Here is a 14,397-nt window from a genome sequence, read left to right as displayed (position 1 = left end):
GAGAAACACTCACCTTCAATTCTTTTTTATTTGACGTTTGCTTTTTTTCCAAAATACAATCTATCCATACCAAATTGGGACAAACTATGAAAATCAATTATACCTGGAAACATTTAGACCGCTCCGAAGCGGCTGAAAAATACGCGGACGAAAAATTAGAACGAGTATCAAAATACGTTCAAAAAATCGTATCCTGTGAAGTATCATTTGAAGCCATTCATGGAGAAATCCACTCTAACATGAAGTTACATGCTGATGGTAACAATTTCAATGCTCACAACCAAGACAAAGATGTATATGTTTGTATCGATGGATTGGAAGATAAAATCCTCTCCCAAACAAGCAAACACCACGATAAAAAAAGCCAACACTAAGTCTTTATGATTCAGAAGTCGGAAGAAGCACTCACCTATCTTTCTAATGGTGAGTTTGAAACTGCTAAGTCTCTCTATTCCGTACTTCTGGACAGGGACCCACTCGATCTTGCCTCCATCAGCGGATTTTATATCGCCAGTTTTTGGGATCATAGACTTGATCTAATTCTAAAAACAAGAGAAGGTAAAGATCGAGGCAAACTCCTCCTTTCTCTCTTTGCCGATTTTGAATCCGAAATTCGAAAACGTGGGTATCAGAACACTGACAGTTTTTTTGCCACTCAAGACTGCATTCTAAAAGAAGCACGAGACCACCTAAAACTCGCTTACCAATGGGAAGGAGCAAACGCTCTCGATAAAGATTTGTTACGTGATCTTGCGGCCTGCCTCATCAAAATCAAAGATTATGGAATGGCTTTGGAAGTATTACTTTATGGTGGGAACAAACAATCGCCCGTCTTACTCTACTTTTTAGCAGAAACACAAGTGATGACAGGAAATGAAAGAGAAGGAATCGAAACCTATCGAAATGCCTTTTTAAATGACCCTCAACTTTTTCCTCATACCATCGTTCGGTGGCCACCCCTTCTCACCCTCATCCAAAAGGCAAATGAGATCACTACAAAAGAAGAAGAAATGAAGGAACTGGTTCCCGTCCTTGCTTGGCGAGAAGGGATTTTTAATCCTTATACAAAAAAGGACGAAACCACAATCCAAATTTGGTTTTCGGAACTAAAACGACTGGCTGATAGTAAAGAGAGAAGTGGTGGGAGTTTTCGATTGGAAGCAAGGATCGAACAGTTTGCCCTTGCCATCCTGCATTCGGCTGACGACATCCGTTCACGGGATGCCGTCCAATTTGCCAAAGGATTTGTTTAGAAATTTATCTTTCGATCGATTCGATAAGAAGTCTTAACTCATCTGCCGAAGACTCTCTTCCTGTTTTTTCATAATACAACTCGAGTTCTCGAAGTCCGTAAACAGATCCAGGAGCGGATCGCAAACGATCAAGTAACACGCGTTTTTGGTAAGATTCATTTAGATCAAGGCTAGTTGGTTCGTATTGGTAGTTGTTTTGTTCAATGACAACACCAGCAGTATCGTTCCCAGATAGAGTAGGTTCTTGGGAAGTGCGGCTCACAAGGATGAACACGAGGCTTAGGGCCATCACCGCAGAAAAGGAATATTGAACCGTTCGGTTTTCGATTAAGTCTCTGAAAGTGAAGGATATCTTTTGGTTGGGTTTGTCGATGGTGACGGATTCGAGAAGGTTGAAGAGGCGGGTGTCGAAGTCTTTTGACATTCGAGGAAGGATGGTGTCTTCCTTTTCCTTTACTCTTTGGAAAAGAGAACAAATCTTATTTTCCAAAACCACATTGTCTGTCTCTTCAGGGAAGAGAGCCGGATATTGTGAACGAAACCAATCTTTTAAATTCATAAACTTACTTTTCAAAGAAACCTTCTCCCTTTTCGTCTTTCTGGATGAGGTGCTTCAAAAACTCCTTCGCCTTGAAGAGACGACTCTTAACAGTACCCACATTACATTCCATGATCTCAGCAATTTCGTTATACGAAAGATTTTCGAAATAACGAAGTTCCAAAACCTGTTTGTAGGAATCTTCTAAGAGTGCGATCTTATCCATTAGATAACGAGACTCTTCAGAAAGTTCCAATTTTTTTTCATATCCGACACGAGAATCCACAAATTGGTTATCTCCCGAGTCATCCATGGGTTTTTCCCGACCTCTTTTCTTCTTAGCGAGTAAATCTTTTGACTTATTCACCACAATGCGGTAGAGCCAGGTATAAACCCCGGCCTCGGCTCGGAAGTTTTGGATGGATTTATAACCGGAAATGAGGGCGTCTTGGACAATATCCTCCGCATCGTCTCCATCTTTTACCATGGAAACAGCTTTGCGGAACAATCGTTCCCGGAAAGGGGACACTAAGGTCATGTAGGCAGTCGGATCCCCTGCTTTGATTTTTTGGAGGAGGATTTTTTCCTTCTCCCGCAGGGTCATATTTTTGCCTTCTAGGGGGCGTGGCATGAGGCCTAGAATTTCGAATCCGAGAATTCTATCAATGTTTTTCGGTTCTTTCCTCTAGGTCTAGATCCGGTGAAACATGGTTTCTAAATCTTTTCTTGTGAGTTTGATGAGAGTGGGCCGACCGTGAGGACAAAGGGATGGGTTTTCACAGTAAGACAATCGTTGCAATAATTCCCCAATGATAGGGTCAGAGACCTGGTCCCCTTTTTTGATGGCCGAACGACAAGCCACACATTTTGCCATTTCATCATAGAGTTCTTTGTCTTCCGGATCTTTCTGTTTGAACCTTTCCCATAAATCCAAAATGGTTTCGGTTTCTTTTCCAGGATCAATATAAGAAGGCACTTCCCGGATGAGAATGGTGCCTCCCGAAAATGGTTCCAGAGTGATTCCGAGTTCCAAAAACCGAGACCGTTCTTCTAACATCTCTTCGGCTTCTTCTTTGGTGAGTTCCAACCGAATGGGTGTGAGTAGGCTTTGTGACTTATAGGCTTTGGATTTTAGATCCCGCAAAACTTCTTCGTAACGAATCCTTTCATGGGCCGTATGTTGGTCGATGATATAGAGTCCATCTTCCGCTTCGGCTAAGATAAAGGTCTCAAATAAAACCCCATAATGTTTTTTCGGAACAAACAAATTGTGTTTGGTAAGATTCTCACCTAATAAATGCAAGTTGGTTCCAGCACCAATCCCTTCCAAAGAAAATCCTTCCCTACCTTCAATGGAACTTGGCCCAATCAGAGTTTCCCCTTCCGTTTGGAGATTGCCAAACATCCCTTGGCCCGCACCAAAACCAAATCCCGGGCCGCCAAACCCAGACCCGAAGGAAGAATTCCCTCCTCGGTTTTCATAGGGAATGGGCATAGAAAGCCTTCGACGCATTTCTAAAAATTCTACAGGTGTGGAAGTTCTTAAAACTTCTGTGATCCCTTGGAAAAGAATTCCTGTAATGGTTTCTTCCGATAAAAACCGAACTTCCTTTTTCTGTGGATGGACATTCACATCCACAAACTCTCGAGGGAGATCAAAAAATAGATAAGCATACGGAAAGGCTCCGCCAGGGAGAAGCTCTCCATAACAACGTTTCAAAATTTGTGCCGAAAATTTAAGCTCCACAGAGCGGTTGTTTACAAAGAAAAATTGTCCTGTACGAGAGGATTTATAAAAATCAGGGTGAGAGATCCAACCACGGAGGGTCATTCCGTTCCGGCTGGAATTGACTGGTAAAAGATGGTCTCGCAGATTTTCGCCATAAACAGATAACACGCGTTCCAGTCCATCTTCGGGAACCACATTCAAAACTTCTTTGCCGTTTTGCAAATACCGAAACCCAATACTCGGTTCGGAGACTGCCATGGTTTGGACTCGGGCCCTATTTTTTTTCTCTTCGCCCGTTTCGGTTTTTAAAAATTTACGCCTAACAGGTGTATTATAAAATAAATCTTTGATTTCAATTTTAGTTCCCAGAAAAAAAGGAATTTCTTCCTCTGCTACGATTTTTCCTTCTTCCACTGTCACACGATAGGCAGTGCGGTTTCCTTCTGTTCCTGATTCCAAAACCATCAGAGAAACAGAGGCAATCGAGGCGAGAGCTTCACCCCGAAACCCAAACGTGAAAAGATGTTCTAAGTCATGGAAGTCTTGGATTTTAGAAGTGGCATAACGTTTGATGGCAAGAGGCAAATCCTCTTTTTGGATTCCATGTCCGTTGTCAGAAACAAGGATACGACCAAAACCCGCTGAGTCGGTCGCAATTTCTATCTTTGTGGCACCGGCATCGATGGAATTTTCGATGAGTTCTTTGAGAATGGAATGGGTAGATTCAATCACCTCTCCGGCGGCAATTTGGTTGATCAGGTCCGCCGAAAGTGAATGAATGATGCCCATAGGACAATCATGGGATAGGGAACCTCCCTATCCAGAAAAATTTACAGTGAATGACAGTCCGCGCAGGTTCCGGAAACCACAACGTCTACGTGTTTCACTTGGAACCCGAGTCCTTGTAAATCCGTTTCGTCGCTGAGTTTCAAAGGTGCTACGTCCAAAACCTTTCCGCAATCGGAACAAAGTAAATGGGAGTGGTCATCCAAAAATGCATCGTAACGGACTGAATCCGATTCGATATTCAATTTGTTTACCATCTTGTGTTCGACCAAGTATTCCAAGGAATTGTAGACGGTGGCAAAACTAATTTTGTCAGCTTTTCCACGAACGGATTCAAAAACCATCTTTGCTGTGGGGTGGTCTTTTCTTTCTCTTAGGTCATTAAAAATAAGTTCTCTATGTTTTGTGAGTGCTTTCATACCATTGCCTTACCCCTAAATCATCTGCAAATAATCAAAGGGTCAAATGGAATTTGGTTTTTAGAATCCTTCCAGAAATTGATATTTGTCAATACCGAGGTTTTATGCCAACACCCATCGACCAATTTAAAACTTCACTTTCGCTTTGGGCGAGTGGAGTTTGTGTGATTACGTATGAATCAAAAGAGAAAAAAGGTGGAATTACTGTTTCTAGTTTTTCTTCTGTTTCCTTAGAACCGCCGTTAGTTTTATTCTGTTTGGCCAAAGACTCTAGTGCCAAAGAACCCATCGAAAAAGCCGGAAACTTCGTCGTGAATATTCTTTCTTCCGAACAAAAACAAATTTCCGCTGATTTTGCTTCTGGTTCCCTGGACAAAGCGGTTGTTTTGGAAGGACTGAAACCAGGAACTCTTTCCACCGGTGCCCCGGTTTTACCGGATACCTTGGCCTCACTCGACTGTACAGTGAACCAAACCATCGAAGCGGGGGACCATTGGATCCTCATCGGTCTTGTGGAAGCTGTGGCAACTCGGGAAGGTTCTCCCCTCCTCTACTTCAATCGCAATTATAGGGAACTCGTTTAAGGAATCAGTATGGAAAAAGAGAAAGTTAGTCTGGAAGATGCAAAAGAACACGGACTTACAGAAACTGAATTTGTAGAGATCCAAAAGATCTTAGGAAGAATGCCCAACTCTACGGAACTGGGAATTTTCTCCGCCATGTGGTCGGAACACTGCTCTTATAAAAATTCAATTTTAAAATTAAAAACACTTCCGACCAAGTCGGACAAACTTCTGGCCCAAGCGGGAGAAGAAAATGCGGGGGCTATGGACATTGGTGATGGCCTAGCCGTTGTCTTCAAAATTGAAAGCCACAACCATCCAACGGCCGTAGAACCTTACCAAGGGGCAGCCACAGGTGTTGGTGGGATCATGCGAGATATCTTTACTATGGGAGCTCGTCCCATCACATCCCTCAACTCACTTCGGTTTGGTGATCCAAAGGAACCACGTAACAAGTATTTGCTCACTCGTGCCGTAAAGGGGATTGGTGATTACGGAAATTCTCTTGGGATTGCTGTGGGTGGGGGTGAGTTATTCATCCATCCTACATTTACCAAAAACCCACTCGTCAATGCGATGACAGTGGGAATTGCTCGTCACGACCAAATGGCTTCTGCTTCCACCAAAGGAAAAGTAGGATACAAAGTTTACATCGTGGGTGCGACAACAGGACGCGATGGAATCCATGGGGCAAGTTTTGCCTCCAAAGACCTCACGAAAGAATCCGAAGAAAAAAGATCCGCAGTACAAGTCGGTGATCCCTTTATGGAAAAACTTCTCATGGAAGCATCCCTTGAAGCCATCCAAAAGAATCTCCTCGTGGGAATCCAAGACATGGGTGCGGCCGGAATTTCTTGTGCCACATCGGAGATGAGTGCTAAAGGAAAAACCGGAATGGATGTGGACTTAGACAAAGTCCCTCTCCGTGAGTCGGATATGAACGCTTATGAAATTATGTTATCCGAATCCCAAGAACGAATGCTTGTCATTCCGGAAACAGGAAAGGAAGAAGAACTTGTTTCTATCTTTCACAAATGGGGATTGAATGCCGTAGAGATAGGAACCGTTACCGGTGATGGAATCCTTAGGATTCGAAAAAATGGAACACTCAAAGCAGAAATCCCAGCAGACTCACTGGTTCTTGGTGGTGGTGCCCCAAGATACGTAAGAGAAGAAAAAAGACCGGCTTACCTCGATGAGGTGACAAAGTTTGATCCAACAAAAATCAATGATTTATCGAAAGATACAGTTTCCCAAACTCTAAACACCCTTCTTTCCTCCTTAAATATCAGTTCCAGACGACCTCTCTATGAGCAGTATGATACGGAAGTGGGACTTGTGAAAGTGGTAGAACCAGGAGAAGATGGTGGACTTGTCCGGATTCCTGGAACTAAAAAAGGAATCGCAGTGGCAACAGACTGTAACTCACGTTATACTTACTTAAACCCATACGAAGGGGCACAAATTGCCGTTTGTGAATCTGCTAGGAATGTTGCATCTACCGGAGCAGAACCTTATGGTGTCACAAACAACCTAAACTTTGGAAATCCCTACATCCCAGAAAACTACTATATCTTTAGTGAATGTGTGAGAGGACTTGGGGATGCTTGTCGTTTCCTTGGACTTCCTGTGACTGGTGGAAACGTATCTTTCTACAATGAATCGCCAGAAGGCCCTGTGTTCCCAACACCTACCATTGGTATGGTGGGAGTGATTGATGATGTTGCAAAAGGAATTCATACCTACCCTCGCACAGAGGAAGAAGTAGTGTATGCCCTTGTGGGAGAATTCCAACCCACAATCTCTGCTTCCGAATACCTTTACCGGTTTCATGGCCTGGACACAGGAAAAATACCAGCAATCTCCCTTTCCAAAGAAAAAGCAGCGATAGACACACTCATCTCTTGCCGCAAAGAAGGACTTCTCACTTCCGCCAAAGACCTGTCACTCGGTGGACTTCTTGTTGCATTGGCAAAAATTGTAATTTCTGGTGACAAAGGTTTGGAAGTAAATCTAGAAGGATTACAAAAAAGTTTTTCACGCCTCGACGAACTTTGTTTTGGTGAAACAGGTGCTTCCTTTGTTGTAAGTTTCCTTGCAAAGGACGAAGGAAAAGTCAAAGAAAAATACACCAAAGCGGGACTCGGTTTTACAACTTTAGGCAAATCCAATTCGAAATCATCCCTTTCTGTCAAAGGAAATGGATTCCAATGGGAATGGACTGCCAAATCGTTAGAAACAGAATTTGAGGCTGGGCTCAAAAGTTATTTCGAATAGACAAATCTAAATTTTCTTAAAGGATAGGCCGAATGCGCCTATCCTTCTCTTCTTTTGTTCTATTACTACTTTGTATCCAATGCACAAGTATCGCCAAACGACAAGAATATGAAGACTCCCTCCGTGCTTACAAAAAGGCCAATTTAGACAATACAATTGATTTTCTTCCCACAGAAGAACGAAAAGGTTTTATTGGAATTTTAGAACGCGCCCACTTGGGTTTTTTAAAAGGTGAAACCAATTATAAAGCCCTAGAAAAACTAGCAGAAGATAGTAAGGAACGCCTTCGTTTCAGTGCCTCAAGATCCCTAAAATCTTTTTTTTATATGGAAACAGAAGAAGGATACTATGCCTCTGAAGCAGAAATCATCTACCTCCACATCCTCCTTGGATTGTATTATGTAAAGGCGGGTGAATTTGAGAAAGGAAAAATCCAAGCTAGGTATGCCGGGAACTTACTCAGTGGGGAATGGAGTGCGGAAGGCCAATTTGATGATCCCACCTTACGTCTATTACTCGCTTCTCTTTGGCTCTCCACGGGTTCCATTGAAGAAGCCAGAGTGGATTTCAGAAAAGCAAACCAACTGAAACCTCAATCAGGAATCCTTCGCACCATGGCAAATGAAAGGTTTTCGGAAAAGGAAGAATTCATTTTAGTCTTTGGTGGCCCTGGTGCGGAACCAGAGATGGATCCTTCGGTAAATTTAAACTTTATTCGTGGGCTCAGGAATCTTAAATTCCGCCAAACAGGAAAACAAAGTCCACTGACGATTGTGGATGGTGGAAATAAAACCCAGCTTGTTTTAGAAAAAGATACCCTCGGATGGTATGAACGCCACCTAACTCGTGATAATGAAATTTCGGAACTCATCCAAGACTCAAAATACTTTCAACTGGTTTCTGCCACTGCCCTAAAAGAAGGAACCAAAGGCACCGTTAAAATTACGGGAGCCGTTCTTGCTAGTGCCACCATCGTCGCCTTTGGGGCCGGTTTGGTTTATTTAGGCGCCGAAGCAAACTCTGGTGACTTAAGTGCCCTAGGAGTCATCATCATTGTTTCTGGTTTTAAATTGGGGGCTGAGTGGGTTGCAACTTCCTATGATGACGCAAGAAGGAATATGAAAAAAGATTTGGATATCTCCGACGAATATCGATATGTCAGGTTTTTTCCCGAATATGTTTGGATGGGAAAATCAAAATCGGCCCTCGTTTCTCCGAAACTTCAAATGCATCCAGAGACCTTACCTTACACTTTAAGCCCTGCTATGGGAAAAATCAAAGTTCGATTTGGTTTTTTCCCAGACAATCAAAGGCCATAACCTTCGACACGACTTGTTTTTAAAAAATTGGTTTGTTCCGACCAAACAATTTGATTGGTTTCTAAACTTACAAGAAAAAGTGTCACAGTGATGTATTGGATCCGAGATCCAGATTCATAATTCACTACTTCATTGATCTCACCTTTTATTTTATGCGAAGGTGATTTAAATTTTCCCACCGCCAAACGCGACTCAGCCGAAACCATTCCTGTTTTTCCAAATGCCATCTCTGCACTTGCTTCTTCTCTAATGGAAGTATCCACAAATGGAACCTTATCTTTTGTAAGTTGGTTTAAGATTTCGTTACTGATAAGTTTGGTATCAATATGTTCTGATGTAGAATTTTGGATTGCCTTCCATTCCAAATACCCTGTCTTCAAATCAGACTTATAATATGTAGATAAGGAATGGCTCATACTGCGAGCTGTTTCTTTGACTTCCAAAACTCCCCACTGTTTGGTGGCCTTAGCCTTGTCGATTTTTTGGTAAGAAACCGAAGAACAACTAACAAACAAAAACGGAAGTAGGAACGAGAGAATTAAAATGCGCATTGGGGAAAGTTTGGTGGGGGTTCGGTAGTTTGGCAAGAAAGAATGTGAGAATATAGTATCCCCGCCCGATTTGAGGGTGGGGAACTAGACCCGCCACCCAATGGTTCACACTTACCACGAAAGCCAAAATCTTTCCACCTCAATCAACATCTTCTATTTTTTTATCTAAAAAAGTTCATACTTTGGCTCACACTAGTCTTTAATTTCCCTTGGGCGCCTCCACTCCGTTAGTGGAGATGACTCCCATCAAGTAAGAACCGGGCCACTCCGGGGTGCGCCTTCGCTCCCGTCTGCCAATGGCAGACCAAGCCCTCCGTCTCCCTGGCGCCTTACTTCCTTCGTTTAATTTTCCATATTTGATCCTTTCTGACCTAAATATTGTCTTGAAACTTTCCTCTCCCTTACGAAACTTCTGGATTAACTTATGGGTAAATTTTTAATTCGTTTCAGTTTCCTTCTCATCCTCCTCGCGATTCTTTTTGCGGGTTACACCTGGCTCACTCTCCAGTGGAGTTATTCGGAAGGAGATCGCGCTGGTTATATCCAAAAACTTTCCAAAAAAGGTTGGGTTTGCAAAACTTGGGAAGGGGAAATGGCCCTTGTCACTATGCCCGGAACAATGACAGAAAAGTTCTACTTCAGCATTCGGGATGAAGCCATTGCTGAACGATTAAACGAATCCATTGGCAAACGCGTGGTTTTAGAATACGAAGAACACATAGGAGTTCCTTTTAGCTGCTTTGCTGAAACCAGTTATTTTGTAACCGGTGTCAAAACCGTCCAAGAAGTTCCACCTCTATAAATCCTAAGTTCTGATCCTTCGCCAGGCTTTAGAAAGTCGTTAGATGGATCTACGTTTACTAGGGAAACTTTGTGACCGGAGGTAACTCCGGCTCAGAAAACTTCCCACTCCGAATCTACTGGAAAGATCCCTTCTCGCCAATTTCATTTTCAATCACCCAAATCATTCTTCCAGATCAAAACGAACCGTGTATTTTCAGTCTTCCGCTGAAAAAGGTAAGTGAGTTTCTTTTTCCAGTGAGTGAAAAACGAAACTTAGAGACAAATTACACTTTACATATTTTTACTATACATATAAATAGTATTTATGATTCTTGCTGAACCCTCTCCCATTTCTACTGATGTCTATGAGCCCATCAAAAACTGGAACCAAAAAGATATCGGCTTACTTACCGGAGAAAGAGGAATGTACCGACTAGCTCATTATTGGCAATACGCCATGGTTTGTTCTGGGTTTCAGATTTTCAATCTAGACTGTGCCATTCGATTCAATCCCTTCACCATTGCCGAAGAAACCAGAAAACAAAATTTACAACCAGAACCATTTTTAGAACAAATCAAAGTCCAAAGGGCTTTTACTCCCTACCAAATCTTAGATGCACTAAAAACAATTCTAAATCAAAAAGAAGAAAATACCATCTACTTTCTGTTAGCTCCATGTAAACAATTTCTGGATGGAGATGTCAAAGAAGACGAAGGTTTATTTTTGTTAAACCGGATGTTAGAATTTATAGAAAATTTTCCCGGTGAAAATGTCCCACTACTCATCATCGAATCCTGGACTTATACACATAAAAATTTTCAAATCTTTTTTCCAAAATTACTACGGACAACCCAAAACCTATGGGAACTCAAAATGGAAGAAGGCCTCTCTCGCATTCGTACAAGAAAAACATCAATCACAGGAGATTAACATGGGAAGAACCATCGCCCCCTACTCTCGCCAAATGTTACAAATAGAGGGAAACCTATCGGACTTTCGAAGGTCTCTTCGAAGACAAGACCAAGAAATTTTCGATGAACTAATGAGAACCTCCAAATTACAAGTGCAAGCCGGTGTTATGGCATCTCTACCATATCCCATTGACTCCATGATCCTATCCATGCTCATCGAACTAAAAAAAGAAGTGAACGAACTAAAAAAAGGCCTACAAAAAATTCCAGACAAGTAAAAACAAAAACCCAAACATCATGGAAACGTTCCAAGGTTACTTGTTTGATATCTATCACTCCGAACAAAAAATCTACCTTTGGTTAAGGTCTGACGAAGGAGAACTTAGATTATTTTCTGACAAGTTCTTTCCAACAATTTACATCGACGCACCAAAAAATATCCTTCAAAAATTAATAAAACGATTCTATGAGTTAAACGCGTTAGCAGAAATCCCGACCTTAACAGAAAAATGTTTATTCTATGAAAACAAAAAAATCTCAGTTTTAAAATTGGTGATTTCTAAACCACAACTGCTACCAAAAATAACAAATAAACTTTTTAATCTCTACGGAAAATATGATATCTATCACTCTGATATCGAAATCACTACGGGTTATATGGTCGAAAAAGATATCTACCCACTAGCATATTTAAAAATAAATTACGAAATTAAAGACAATCAAAATCAAATTAAAAATATCCAGTGTTTAACAAATATCCACGACTTAGACTACGAAGTTCCAAACTTTAGGACAATCTCTCTCTATTTAGAAAAAAGCCAAAGGATCTCTTTACAACATAACACACTAATTGTTGAAACCAATTCCGATCGGTATAAAATACCAACAAACAATTCTACGAATTTGATCCATAAACTAAACGAAATATTCAAAAAACATGATCCAGATATAGTTCTCACCTCCTACGGTGACCAAATTTTATTTCCTTATTTCTTTAAAACTTCACAAGAAAATCATATACCAACAGAATTCGATAGAGACAAAACAAGCACAATCAAGCGTTCGATCCAAACGCAAGGAACTAGTTTCAATACTTACGGTACAATCGTGTTTAGAGCCCCATCCTATCCGTTGTTTGGTCGATGGCATATAGACTCAAAAAACGGATTTGTTTATAAAGAAGCAGATCTTATGGGAATCATTGAACTTGCTCGTATCTCTCGTTTACCAATTCAAAAGATGGCGAGAGCATCAACGGGAAAAGCACTCACCTATATTGAGGTAGATGTGGCATTAAGAATGGGTTATCTTGTTCCTTGGCAAAAAAGTGCCTTAGAATCACCAAAAACAGCGTTAGACCTTCTAAATGCCGACAAAGGAGGATTGGTTTTTCAAGCAGACATTCAAAATGGATTTGTATTAGAAAATGTTGCTCAATTAGATTTTTCTCAAATGTATCCCAAAGTTATGGTTACTCACAATATATCACCCGAAACAATCAATTGTTTATGTTGTAAAAATGATCCCAAAATAGAAATAGTGCCATCTCTAGGATACCGAATCTGTAACAAAAGAAGAGGTGTCGTTTCCGACGCACTTGCACATGTTATAGAACGCAGAGCCCATTATAAAAAACAATGTAAAGAACCGAATCAAATTAACAAACATTACATCGAACAAAAACAATCCAGTTTAAAATGGATGTTGGTTACCTCTTTCGGATATTTGGGTTATCGAAATGCAAAATTTGGAAAACTAGAAAGCCACGAAGCTGTAACAGCTTTTGGAAGAGAAAAACTACTTATGGCAAAAGAAATTGCAGAAGACTATGGCTATAACTTAGTACATGCAATTACAGATTGTATATTCATTCAAAAAAAAGATAAATCAGTAATTACGGAACAAAATCTCCAAGAAATTTGCCAAACAATAAAACTAAAAACTAAAATAACGATGGATATAGAAGGTATTTTCTCCTGGTTATCTTTTCCACCATCCACCCAAGACCATAAAATGCCAGTTGCCAACCGTTATATGGGAAAATTCGCTAACGGACATTTCAAAGGAAGAGGAATCGCCTTACGACGGAAAGACTTTCCTTATTACATAAAACTTGCGCAACAGGAAATGATTCGTTGGATGTGCAAGTTTGAAACGATAGCTGATATGCAATCCAAAGAAACAGAAATTTTAGAAATTTTCAAAAAATATGATCTCCCTCTATCCAAAGGAGATGTTTCCTGGAAAGAACTATTGATCCTAAGATCTACATCCCAAGATCCAGAGGGATACAAAGTGGATGCACCAAGTGCGGTGGCAGTCAAAGACTTATTAGAGATGGGAATCCATGTGCAAGCAGGAGAAAAAATTCGTTACTTAGTCGTAAATAAAAAATCCGAACGAAAGGGAGAACGATACAAAACAGAAGAAAGAATAGAAACCAAAAACTCGCAAAATCTATTAATCTACGATAAAACCTATTATCGAAAACGATTACTCGCTTCATTCAAAGAAATCTGGATAGGGATTTCCAGTTTCAAAGATTTCAATGCATTGATTAGCGACGAACAGCTATTACCATTCAAATTTTAGCTATAAAGAAATTTTTTTAAAAAAACTCATTACAATATGCAAATTTACTTTTATTGCATAAATCGAAAAAAAATAAATAAAATTCCTATAAAAAAAAACCGTTAGCTGAGAATTTCTAAGGCTAATTCAAAAAACGTTTGCAGTCCCCATATAACAAAAAAGACTCAGATTCGTTTTTAACCAGCTGGGACTCAGGGGGCGAAGCTATGCCCTAACCCACAGATTACAGCAGCGGTGATAAATAGAAAAGAAAAGCATTATGTCTCATACTAAACTCACCTAGCACTTCGCAATCCAAAACAAGCTGCTAAACGAAACATAATATACAATGATAAAAGAGATATATACGAAACTCAGATATTCACTACGTCATGTAAAAAAAACGGTAAAACGGCTAGCTGCAAAATGGCAGTAATATACTGCAGATACACTCAAAAAGTTATCGATAAGTAATAAAACTTCGGAACAATCTACAATTAAAGTTCGTTATACGTAATGACCCAAATCATATCTTTATGACTGTTTTGACATAGAAAAATAGGATACCAACTCTGCACTTTTTGGACATCCTTTTGCATGGATATACAAGACATCTTTATTAAAAACATCGATTTCATTCAATCGGCTAACTTGCCTAAGCATGTTAAAAAAACGGCTCTCGATATTGCACAATGC

Annotated in this window: 14 protein-coding genes; 9 read left to right on the top strand and 5 right to left on the bottom strand. The window is 40.5% G+C overall.

Translation table 11 applies throughout. The features are described 5' to 3' along the window. The first annotated feature begins 86 nt into the window (after positions 1 to 86). Positions 87 to 374, top strand: coding sequence for a ribosome hibernation-promoting factor, HPF/YfiA family (gene hpf, locus EHQ16_RS14335; RefSeq protein ID WP_004783901.1), 288 nt, complete (start codon positions 87 to 89; stop codon positions 372 to 374). A 6-nt stretch (positions 375 to 380) separates the two neighbouring features. Further along, positions 381 to 1,253, top strand: coding sequence for a hypothetical protein (locus EHQ16_RS14330; RefSeq protein ID WP_135633296.1), 873 nt, complete (start codon positions 381 to 383; stop codon positions 1,251 to 1,253). Between the two features lie 4 nt (positions 1,254 to 1,257). On the opposite strand, the gene EHQ16_RS14325 is transcribed toward EHQ16_RS14330, so the two are convergent. From EHQ16_RS14325 to EHQ16_RS14310, 4 genes are read right to left on the bottom strand one after another with little or no spacing between them, the layout of a single operon-like run. Further along, positions 1,258 to 1,812, bottom strand: a complete 555-nt coding sequence (locus EHQ16_RS14325; RefSeq protein WP_135633330.1) for an LIMLP_12425 family protein — start codon at positions 1,810 to 1,812, stop codon at positions 1,258 to 1,260. Positions 1,813 to 1,816: 4 nt separating this feature from the next. Next, entirely contained in the window at positions 1,817 to 2,422 is a 606-nt protein-coding gene (locus EHQ16_RS14320; RefSeq protein ID WP_004784002.1) for an RNA polymerase sigma factor, read from the bottom strand. Positions 2,423 to 2,482: 60 nt separating this feature from the next. After that, the gene (gene mutL / locus EHQ16_RS14315; RefSeq protein WP_135633299.1) at positions 2,483 to 4,309 is read right to left on the bottom strand and encodes a DNA mismatch repair endonuclease MutL; all 1,827 of its coding nucleotides are present in this window, start codon (positions 4,307 to 4,309) and stop codon (positions 2,483 to 2,485) included. A 41-nt stretch (positions 4,310 to 4,350) separates the two neighbouring features. Further along, positions 4,351 to 4,725, bottom strand: a complete 375-nt coding sequence (locus EHQ16_RS14310) for a Fur family transcriptional regulator (RefSeq protein ID WP_135633301.1) — start codon at positions 4,723 to 4,725, stop codon at positions 4,351 to 4,353. A gap of 104 nt (positions 4,726 to 4,829) precedes the next feature. Between EHQ16_RS14310 and EHQ16_RS14305 the strand changes: the two genes are divergently transcribed. The 3 genes from EHQ16_RS14305 to EHQ16_RS14295 are packed head-to-tail and all read left to right on the top strand — an operon-like array spanning position 4,830 to position 8,884. Next, positions 4,830 to 5,309 carry a flavin reductase family protein gene (locus EHQ16_RS14305; RefSeq protein ID WP_135633331.1) on the top strand — a complete coding sequence of 160 codons (480 nt, stop codon included), beginning with the start codon at positions 4,830 to 4,832 and terminating at the stop codon, positions 5,307 to 5,309. 9 nt (positions 5,310 to 5,318) lie between these two features. Further along, complete coding sequence (gene purL / locus EHQ16_RS14300; protein WP_135633303.1) at positions 5,319 to 7,565, top strand: phosphoribosylformylglycinamidine synthase subunit PurL; 2,247 nt, start codon at positions 5,319 to 5,321, stop codon at positions 7,563 to 7,565. Positions 7,566 to 7,597: 32 nt separating this feature from the next. Beyond that, positions 7,598 to 8,884 (top strand): hypothetical protein, encoded by a 1,287-nt coding sequence (locus EHQ16_RS14295; protein WP_135633305.1) that lies wholly within the window; start codon positions 7,598 to 7,600, stop codon positions 8,882 to 8,884. Here EHQ16_RS14295 and EHQ16_RS14290 read toward each other — a convergent pair. Then, positions 8,872 to 9,435: a penicillin-binding protein activator LpoB gene (locus EHQ16_RS14290; protein ID WP_135633307.1), complete on the bottom strand. Its 564-nt coding sequence runs from the start codon at positions 9,433 to 9,435 to the stop codon at positions 8,872 to 8,874. The two genes, EHQ16_RS14295 and EHQ16_RS14290, sit on opposite strands and share 13 nt — an antisense overlap. 424 nt (positions 9,436 to 9,859) lie before the next feature. Between EHQ16_RS14290 and EHQ16_RS14285 the strand changes: the two genes are divergently transcribed. From EHQ16_RS14285 to EHQ16_RS14270, 4 genes are all read left to right on the top strand, one after another. Continuing rightward, positions 9,860 to 10,237, top strand: coding sequence for a hypothetical protein (locus tag EHQ16_RS14285; protein WP_135633309.1), 378 nt, complete (start codon positions 9,860 to 9,862; stop codon positions 10,235 to 10,237). 306 nt (positions 10,238 to 10,543) lie between these two features. After that, positions 10,544 to 11,149 (top strand): P-loop NTPase family protein, encoded by a 606-nt coding sequence (locus EHQ16_RS14280; RefSeq protein WP_135633311.1) that lies wholly within the window; start codon positions 10,544 to 10,546, stop codon positions 11,147 to 11,149. 1 nt (position 11,150) lies between these two features. After that, positions 11,151 to 11,408: a DUF8156 family protein gene (locus EHQ16_RS14275; RefSeq protein ID WP_135633313.1), complete on the top strand. Its 258-nt coding sequence runs from the start codon at positions 11,151 to 11,153 to the stop codon at positions 11,406 to 11,408. A 19-nt stretch (positions 11,409 to 11,427) separates the two neighbouring features. Next, the gene (locus EHQ16_RS14270) at positions 11,428 to 13,722 is read left to right on the top strand and encodes a DNA polymerase domain-containing protein (RefSeq protein ID WP_135633315.1); all 2,295 of its coding nucleotides are present in this window, start codon (positions 11,428 to 11,430) and stop codon (positions 13,720 to 13,722) included. The last annotated feature ends 675 nt before the right edge of the window (positions 13,723 to 14,397 follow it).

The organism is Leptospira kanakyensis (genome assembly GCF_004769235.1).
Taxonomy (GTDB): domain Bacteria; phylum Spirochaetota; class Leptospiria; order Leptospirales; family Leptospiraceae; genus Leptospira_A; species Leptospira_A kanakyensis.
This window is presented reverse-complemented; position numbering and strand designations above follow the sequence as displayed.

What these genes read in the sequence shown, in the direction of transcription:
- hpf (WP_004783901.1), top strand. Translation starts at nt 87, where the DNA reads ATGAAAATCAATTATACCTGGAAACATTTAGACCGCTCCGAAGCGGCT.
- EHQ16_RS14330 (WP_135633296.1), top strand. Translation starts at nt 381, where the DNA reads ATGATTCAGAAGTCGGAAGAAGCACTCACCTATCTTTCTAATGGTGAG.
- EHQ16_RS14325 (WP_135633330.1), bottom strand. Translation starts at nt 1,812, where the DNA reads ATGAATTTAAAAGATTGGTTTCGTTCACAATATCCGGCTCTCTTCCCT.
- EHQ16_RS14320 (WP_004784002.1), bottom strand. Translation starts at nt 2,422, where the DNA reads ATGCCACGCCCCCTAGAAGGCAAAAATATGACCCTGCGGGAGAAGGAA.
- mutL (WP_135633299.1), bottom strand. Translation starts at nt 4,309, where the DNA reads ATGGGCATCATTCATTCACTTTCGGCGGACCTGATCAACCAAATTGCC.
- EHQ16_RS14310 (WP_135633301.1), bottom strand. Translation starts at nt 4,725, where the DNA reads ATGAAAGCACTCACAAAACATAGAGAACTTATTTTTAATGACCTAAGA.
- EHQ16_RS14305 (WP_135633331.1), top strand. Translation starts at nt 4,830, where the DNA reads ATGCCAACACCCATCGACCAATTTAAAACTTCACTTTCGCTTTGGGCG.
- purL (WP_135633303.1), top strand. Translation starts at nt 5,319, where the DNA reads ATGGAAAAAGAGAAAGTTAGTCTGGAAGATGCAAAAGAACACGGACTT.
- EHQ16_RS14295 (WP_135633305.1), top strand. Translation starts at nt 7,598, where the DNA reads ATGCGCCTATCCTTCTCTTCTTTTGTTCTATTACTACTTTGTATCCAA.
- EHQ16_RS14290 (WP_135633307.1), bottom strand. Translation starts at nt 9,435, where the DNA reads ATGCGCATTTTAATTCTCTCGTTCCTACTTCCGTTTTTGTTTGTTAGT.
- EHQ16_RS14285 (WP_135633309.1), top strand. Translation starts at nt 9,860, where the DNA reads ATGGGTAAATTTTTAATTCGTTTCAGTTTCCTTCTCATCCTCCTCGCG.
- EHQ16_RS14280 (WP_135633311.1), top strand. Translation starts at nt 10,544, where the DNA reads ATGATTCTTGCTGAACCCTCTCCCATTTCTACTGATGTCTATGAGCCC.
- EHQ16_RS14275 (WP_135633313.1), top strand. Translation starts at nt 11,151, where the DNA reads ATGGGAAGAACCATCGCCCCCTACTCTCGCCAAATGTTACAAATAGAG.
- EHQ16_RS14270 (WP_135633315.1), top strand. Translation starts at nt 11,428, where the DNA reads ATGGAAACGTTCCAAGGTTACTTGTTTGATATCTATCACTCCGAACAA.